The sequence below is a fragment of the Bacillus haikouensis genome, assembly GCF_013179555.1.
Classification (GTDB): Bacteria; Bacillota; Bacilli; order Bacillales; family Bacillaceae_B; genus Rossellomorea; species Rossellomorea haikouensis_A.
The window spans coordinates 1-6,070 of the sequence record NZ_JABMCR010000241.1 but is presented as its reverse complement, the minus strand read 5'-3'; the positions used below and the strand labels follow the sequence as shown (position 1 = coordinate 6,070).

At 43.7% G+C, this 6,070-nt stretch carries 6 protein-coding genes and 1 pseudogene; 2 read left to right on the top strand and 5 right to left on the bottom strand.

Going from position 1 to position 6,070, the window contains the following annotated elements:
• The coding region (locus HP456_RS18370; RefSeq protein WP_172253779.1) for an MFS transporter at window positions 1–599 on the top strand (599 nt) is incomplete at its 5' end.
• Between the two features lie 445 nt (window positions 600–1,044).
• Here HP456_RS18370 and HP456_RS18365 read toward each other — a convergent pair.
• Window positions 1,045–1,381: pseudogene (locus HP456_RS18365) on the bottom strand (PadR family transcriptional regulator).
• A 256-nt stretch (window positions 1,382–1,637) separates the two neighbouring features.
• A complete protein-coding gene (locus tag HP456_RS18360; RefSeq protein ID WP_172253778.1) occupies window positions 1,638–2,249 on the bottom strand; it encodes a CGNR zinc finger domain-containing protein in 612 nt (203 codons plus the stop codon).
• Between the two features lie 119 nt (window positions 2,250–2,368).
• Here HP456_RS18360 and HP456_RS18355 point away from each other — a divergent pair, with 119 nt between their 5' ends.
• On the top strand, window positions 2,369–2,842 hold the full coding sequence (locus HP456_RS18355) for a hypothetical protein (protein ID WP_172253777.1): 474 nt from the start codon (window positions 2,369–2,371) through the stop codon (window positions 2,840–2,842).
• A gap of 377 nt (window positions 2,843–3,219) precedes the next feature.
• Here the strand turns inward: HP456_RS18355 and glxB are convergent, their stop codons facing one another.
• From glxB to HP456_RS18340, 3 genes are all read right to left on the bottom strand, one after another.
• On the bottom strand, window positions 3,220–3,603 hold the full coding sequence (glxB, locus tag HP456_RS18350) for a methylglyoxalase (protein WP_172253775.1): 384 nt from the start codon (window positions 3,601–3,603) through the stop codon (window positions 3,220–3,222).
• A 98-nt stretch (window positions 3,604–3,701) separates the two neighbouring features.
• On the bottom strand, window positions 3,702–3,980 hold the full coding sequence (locus tag HP456_RS18345; protein WP_172253773.1) for an ArsR/SmtB family transcription factor: 279 nt from the start codon (window positions 3,978–3,980) through the stop codon (window positions 3,702–3,704).
• Window positions 3,981–4,471: 491 nt separating this feature from the next.
• Window positions 4,472–6,049 carry a SagB family peptide dehydrogenase gene (locus HP456_RS18340; protein ID WP_172253771.1) on the bottom strand — a complete coding sequence of 526 codons (1,578 nt, stop codon included), beginning with the start codon at window positions 6,047–6,049 and terminating at the stop codon, window positions 4,472–4,474.
• Between the last annotated feature and the right edge of the window lie 21 nt (window positions 6,050–6,070).

Here is a 6,070-nt window from a genome sequence, read left to right as displayed (position 1 = left end):
ATTACCGCTTTTGGGTGGTCTGGCTGGGTATGATTGTATGTTCTTTCCTTTTTTTCGGCATCAGTATTTGGCTCCCAACATATCTCATTGAAGCAAAAGGATTTGATAGTGAGGGAATGTCGAGCATCACTTCCCTCTCCTGGTTATTTGCTCTAGGATTTGTTCTTGCATGCGGATTTCTGGCCGACAAAACAAGACGCCCAAGTTTATTGGCAACAATCCTATTCGCCATGACAGCAGTATTTTTGACAGTGGCAAGTTTTGTCTCTTACCCACTTATAGCGGGGATTTCTATGGGACTGGCAATGGGATGCCAGGGTGGTGTATTCCACCTGAGTAATATGCTTATGGTAAAATATTCAACACCGGAAACAGCTGGACGAGCAGCAGGTTTGATTGGGTTTACCAATATAATGGGTGGCTTTTCAAGCTACATAATGGGTTGGCTTCGTGACCTTTCCGGCGGGAGTTTCAGTTCATCGATTGCCATGTTAATTTTTGCAGCTATTTTAGGATTAGGAGCTTATGTATTTACAATTAAGAAAGAAGCTGCTGAAATTCAATTAGTACCTCTGCCGCTACAAAAAATGAACACATAGAAAAATACCGTTTCCGAAGTATATATTAACGTAAAATGACAAACATGAAATAATCCCTTTTTAGCAGACGTAAAGAAGATAGAACTTACGTGTACTAAAAAGGGATTCCAGCCAAACTCTCACTATTTTACACTACTAGTTAAACGAATAATTAAGATGCTACGATAAAAAAACTCTTGTTCCCCACTTTTACAACTCCATTCTCCTTTTAACTTTATGCAACCAATAAACAAAAAATAAAGGTTACGCGTTCACTAGTTCATCGCAATGCTGTCACATCCTCACCCTTGAGATCAGTGACTTTCTTGAATGGAAGTCTGGCTGACTAGTGGAAATGGAGGGCGATGGAGGCGCGGGCGAAGACACTTCCAAGTGAGTACCGCAACGTACAAAGCGATCCCAAAATATATGTGGGCCGCTGTAGGTCTCACTGATAAACTTCATTTTATCCTCTCCTTTTGAGTTCTTTCGTTTTGAGTTCATTCATTTTGCTTGAGACGAAATCCCATTTTCCCCAAAAAGTTTCGAGTTTCTCATGTCCTGCTGCGTTGAGTTTGTAAAATTTTCGCGACGGCCCCACAGTAGATGGCTTTTTTCAATGTCCATCAGATTGTTTATCTCAAGGCGCATGGTAATCGTATAAACCGTGCCTTCAACCATATCAGTGAAGCCAAGTTCTTTCAGCGGCAGTGTGATTTCATAGCCATACGTTTCACCCAGGCTAATGATCTCAGGGCACAATCCTCAAGCACCCCTTTCAGCATTTCCGTTATATTTTCCAGTATCCACCCTCTCATTTGTATTCTACTATCCTTTCAGTACTCTGTTTATGGATATTTAGGTTTCGTACTTAAATACTAACTACCAGTATGTAGTATCCCGTAGTAGCATCGGTTGTCAAGAATACATTTGATTTTGCTGTCTTCAACATGAGATAGCAGCCATCCATCGATCCCGAATGGAATACCAATCTTCCTCCAAAAAATAAACATTACCAAAAAATAAACACCACCAAAAAAGAGAAGTGACCGAGTATAGTCACTTCTCCTTTTGATAAAATCGCCGTGCTTTGGCACGATTGCCGCAATCGGCCATTGAACACCAGCGGCGGCTCCGGTTCCGGCTTGTATCGAAGAATAACCATCCACATGGGTCTCCCTCGCATTGTTTGACTCGTTCCAGGTCGTTTTTGGAAACGAGTATATCTACAGCAGATTGCAAAATCGGAGGGAGCATAGAGTCCAAGGTTTTCCCGGTATTTTTGAATTGCAACGTATAATGATCCTTTTCATGGATTACTTGCATCGATTGATAGAAACGGCTCACATATTCATTGAAACGTTCCAGGTCCCGCGGGTGGGGCGATGTTTCCTTTGAAATGTCCTTGAAGATTTGATACATGACTTCCCGCATTTCGATTGCCTGCTTCAGAACATCTCCCGCTTCAGACGGTTTCTCCTTCGATTTTATAAGAAGGGATTTTGCTTGTTGTCCGGTCAAGACTTCTGCATGGATGCACCAATCAACCAATTTGGCGTAACTTGTAAACCAATCACGCCTTTTCTCAGCACTTTCCCGCCAACTGACAGTATTGATGAAATCCATACACAAACGTTCTCCGACCATCATATAAGGGTTCGTTTCCGACATGTTCATAACTCCTTTACTGTAACCATCATAATACATATTGACAGTTAGAAACAACTGGGTTACACTATAACCGTCTAAAGAAGTTTTGATGGTTAATAACAAATTCAGGAGGTACAGAGATGAACAATCCGATGTTGGCAGCTGTTAGAACATTGTTGAAGGAAACATTTGATGGACCTGAAGAAAACGCAAGCTGGTACACAGAAGCGAAGCCTGGCAGTGGTTTATTCGGAACGCTTGAAACATTATCGTCAGAAGATGCTTCGATACCCGTCAATGGTACGACAATCGCCGCACAAACGGATCATACCCGCTATTACTTATGGGTTGCGAATTCTTATTTAAACGGCGAAGAACCCAGGAAGGACTGGGAAGCATCATGGAAAATCACAAACGTTGATCAACTCACATGGGCACAATATAAAGGCGAACTTCAACAAGAATACACATCCCTGCTTAAAACGATTGATTCACTTGACTCCTTAGATGAACAGACATCGAATGGTTTGTTGGGAGCGGTCGCTCACTCCGCTTATCACCTCGGTTCGATACGACAGATGGTTAAAGCGATCAATGTCCCCAGCCAAACATAAGCATTCATAAAATCATCCACCTAAAGACATACATTGTCAGTGTTGACTTTAAATGCCTCTAATGATTTCCTTGCAAGACTTCGCTTTCCGCGGGTCAGTTCGCTCATGCTTTTCTAATAGCTGCTTCTCCCGCTGGAGTCTGCGTCTTGCCCTTCAATCAACCGTAGGAAAAAGGTATAAACTAAATGGAAGTATGAATAAAAACCCGAACTTACTTGAATCCTTGAATTCAAATTAGTTCGGGTTTTAGTTAGACTAAAACACTTTGGTCCCAGCCTCTTTTCTTAAAATTTTTAATCAATCCGTTTTATAATGATATTGTCTTTAAAACTTTTCAATCACTATATTCCAAAAATATATTTTACGCCGTCATAACATTACTGCTGTATGATCTGAATAAGGTTACCGCAAGTATCGTCGAAGACAGCTAGTGTGACTTCGCCCATTTTTGTCGGCTCCATCGTAAACCGCACACCTTTTTCCGTTAATTGTTTATACTCTTCGTGAATATCCGTCACCCCGAACATTGTTACTGGTATGCCGTCGTTAAATAACTTCCGTTGATACTCCTTCGCGGCTGGGTGTTCGTTTGGTTCCAGTAAAAGCTCGGTCCCGCCTTGTTCATCGGGAGAAACAAGTGTGATCCATCTATGTTCTCCTGTAGGAACATCATGCTTTTTAACAAATCCCAACGTTTCTGAATAAAAGTCCAGTGCCTTGTCTTGATTTTCTACGAATATGCTTGTAACGATAATTTTCATGCTTATTTCCTCCTTTGGTATCTTCAACGTGTACTGCTTTGCCAACAACCAGAAAGCTTTTCACACCCGTCTGTACTGCTAATTTCAACAGGATAAAATTATTCTACCCATCCTTTCAATAAGTCTTTAAGTGGTTCGTTGTTAAACATAAGTACTCGATATTTTCCCTTCCGTTCTGATGTGACAAGTCCTGCCTCTTCCAATGCGGAAAGGTGTTTAGCTATCGCTTGTCTTGAAATGGAAAGGTCGTACTTCATAATGAGGCGTGCCGTAAGCTCATAAAGCGTTAGTTCGTTTCGATCAGAGAGCTCGTCTAATATAAGCCGGCGGGTAGAGTCACTAAGTGCTTTGAATATTGCATCTTTGTCCCAATTCATATATCGAGTATAAGCAACTACATGGTTGCATGTCAAGTATACGCAACTAATTAGTTGCTTGTCAAACATGTGTAAGTTTGGTTATTTATCGACATGGCGGAAGTGGGTATGAAGATTTGCAGCTTCTTTAAAGATTTTTCGACAAGTTGCTTGAATATGGAGAAAGTGGCTTGTAAATTTCGAATGTGCCACGTAAATTTAGAAAGTGGCATGTATTTTTAAAAAGTGGCTTGAATCGTTTGATTCACAGCTATATGAACAGCCTCCGCGGATCACATCTCCCCCTTAGACTGGGTTCCACTACGATTTATGCTGAAAAAGTGAGTTTATGCTGACTTTTTAACAGATATAATTTCCCCATGCGGCAACTACTAAGGACCCACAAAATAAAGAAAAAAATAGAACGGGAAACCCTCCCCGCTCCACCTGAAAAATCCACGGGGACAGATACCCCGGCCCCAAAAGCACCGTACCTTTCCCCGTGATCTACTCTAACTCAGCAAACTCCCCCTCATCCAATCCCGCTCCCGAAAAGGTCCGACCGGGAGTTGAATCAAGGTGGTTCGCCCCTCTGAATCTAGTTTATAAATCCGATCCGTCAACGTCGTATCAAATCCAAGCAGCGGGTGCCCGCCCAGCCCGGCGGCGGATGCAGCCAAAAGCAGGCGCTGCACAAGCATCCCGGCTTCCATTTGCATGATCCTGTAGCCTCTGTATCCCAGGGTACCTTTGTGGTAATCTTTGTTACCGATGATATGAAGGCACAGCGGCACCTGAAGTAAGTTTACGTTATCGAGTGACAGCCCTGATTGCAGCTGAAGGCGATAATCCCCTGTACCGATTTCCCGCAATGAATGTCGGCCGCTGTCATATGCGTATGCTCCATTTGGTATGCCTTCTACATTATAAAAACAGCCGTAAATCGAAACGCGAGGTTCTCTGCCGTAAGAAACTTCGTCTATGTCACTTCGAAACGAGAATGCATGAGTGGCACTTTTCAATAAAGCCGCCAGCTGCTGCTGACTGACCTTCCCCATGGTAAAATCCATTTCCGGGGAATGGCGATTTTTGCATGCTTCGGCAAAATCATACGTAAAGGACTCGATCTCCGGCAGATGAATTTCTTTCTCTCCACCTCTAACCTCCGGATTTCTCCCGGGTTTCCGGAAATCACCTGTACTATCTATCTTTGAAGCTTCATTCACCGCTAGTAACATAGGAAACTCCCTAACCTTTTCAGACCGTTCATAATGTTCTACAGAAATAGCAGGCAGCTCGCTACATAATTCTTCAGCAGTGAATGCCCGTTCCATTCCCTTTCCATTCCCGGCCCAATTCGTTGCAGCTGCCGATAGCGGGATGACGGCATATGCGCTTTCCTCTTCCTCGGTCAGCCCAAGCAAATGGTTGACCGCTGAATCCAGAAATTGAACATACACCCCTGACTCGAATCCAAACCGTTTGGCCGTTTCCAGCAGCTGTCCCATCAGGACACCGGCATCCAGTCCCTGCAGCCGATAGGCAAAGTTGTTGTATTTAAAAAAGTTTTTCCAAAATCTCGTTGAGACAAAGGCCGTGCCGAAACAGGATGAAATGTCGCAGCGATTGCCGAGTGCCCGTTCTACGTAGGAATCAAAATTCCCTTCCCGGAGTAGGTCGAGGCGATGATGGGCAGCATCATAATGGTAGATTCCATCCGGCAAGTCATCCAGCTTTAAATAGATATAGAGTTCATTCGGATACAGCGCCCCCCCGGATGGAGCAAACCGCCGATAAGAGTGGATCGGGTAAGCCTCCTGCTCCTCTGAATCATCAGGCTCCATCGACTGGCTAACCCCTGTTATGCCATAGACATACCAGAGAAAATGACCGATTCTTTCTACATCGGGTTTTAACGGCGGCTGACCCACGGCGAGTGACAACGGTACTTCAGCGGACAATGGCACAACCCGCACTCCCCGGTACAGCTTATAGGAAAGAGGTGCATCCTCCCAGTCCGCTTCCCAGTTTGGCTGATTGGCCCGATTAATATCAAATTGCAGATTGTGAAGAAATTCTTCCAGACTCATCCTCCTTACCTCCCAGTACCC